This window comes from Serratia sp. J2, from assembly GCF_046269175.1.
Taxonomy (GTDB): domain Bacteria; phylum Pseudomonadota; class Gammaproteobacteria; order Enterobacterales; family Enterobacteriaceae; genus Chania; species Chania fonticola_C.
Genome location: NZ_JBKABN010000088.1, coordinates 1 through 1311 on the forward strand (window position 1 = coordinate 1; position 1311 = coordinate 1311).

Consider the following 1311-nt stretch of genomic DNA (forward strand, 5'->3'; position numbering starts at 1 on the left):
TCCTACCTTAACTTTGTTTTTGATAACGTTCATCTTGCTGAATAAGGGGCTCTATTACCTCTTCCCATACTCGCTTCTGGAAGAGTTGGCCTTGGGTTGGCTCTATTCGGCTGTTAATACACTCCCGAATAGCTTTTACAACCACATTGAACTCCTCTTTTTCCAACTCAGCTAACGTTATTTGATCTAATGGTAAATACAACATTATCTTTTCATGCATGCCTGGATAACGTTCCTGCAAAGCATCGTCAAACAATACTTCTAAAGCATTAGACCATGTTCGATTAAGGCCTATGGTAAGACCTCTCCCTTGATAGCTGTCATTATATGGTGGCTTATATCCCACGTTAACGAAAGAACCCATAATCACCTCATAATGATAATTTTACTTTGTTGATTTTTAGGTAAAGTTTTTATGTAATCCATAAAAACCTTCTGGTTTGATGGCGTTAACACTGTAAAATCAACAGGAACTATGTCTGCTTTTTCCAGATGCTCAAGAATTTGTTTCTGGCCTCCTGGAATGTCTCCCGTCTTTAAGGGGGTAGTCATATTTTTTTCAAAAAATTTGTTAATCCCATCAATCTCTTTCTGAGACAAATTCTTTGTCGTATACATAAAGTCAACCGTTTTCCCAGCATTAGGCCCGGTGCTAATAATAAAATCAGCTGTTTTTCCACCTGTATCAGGCGCTCTTTCCAACGGCCCAAGAACACCTTCCAACCTTGCAGCAGCCGCAGCTTCTGCTGGGTTATACTTCCCGTTACCATTTACATCTGGCGTGTTTAAGCGGTCATGGCCTTCCAGAGGAGTCGAGCTAACTTTTACCTCCGTTATCCCATCACTATTTTTTTGAAGGACTGGGATTTTTCCTGTACCAGCAACGCCATCAGGTAATTTCTTGCCTGGCAGGAACAGCCCCGCCAGCATTCCACCTGTGGCTTCCAACGCAAGCTGGTTACCTTGCGCGGCTTCTTTCACCTGCCCGGCAACAGCTTCCCAGGTTTCACTCTTCATCAGAGCTTTCAGTGTATCTGCCGCAGCCTGATTTTTACCCTCCAGATCACTTAACGCTTTGGTACAGTAACTATCACCCATAGCGCAGGAAGTAAGCGCCATTGCTGCATCAGCACCGTAATCCGCCCCACCTAATACCGCATCACCGGTATCCGCCGCCGCACCGATAATGCTGTTAACGATAGCGGAGAGTGTGCCTTCGCCCAGTTTATCCCTGACCTGATCCTTCATATTTCCGGCGATCTGCTTAACAGATTCACGGGATTTATCACCGCTCAGCGAGTTATTCTCCAC

General features: G+C 44.5%; 1 protein-coding gene and 1 pseudogene. Both read right to left on the minus strand.

Annotated elements, in window-relative coordinates; all coding sequences use genetic code 11:
• Nucleotides 1-7: 7 nt before the first annotated feature.
• Nucleotides 8-364 (minus strand): hypothetical protein, encoded by a 357-nt coding sequence (locus ACKWMY_RS28160; RefSeq protein ID WP_409487543.1) that lies wholly within the window; start codon nucleotides 362-364, stop codon nucleotides 8-10.
• A 2-nt stretch (nucleotides 365-366) separates the two neighbouring features.
• Nucleotides 367-1311: pseudogene (locus tag ACKWMY_RS28165) on the minus strand (hypothetical protein); the annotation flags it as partial.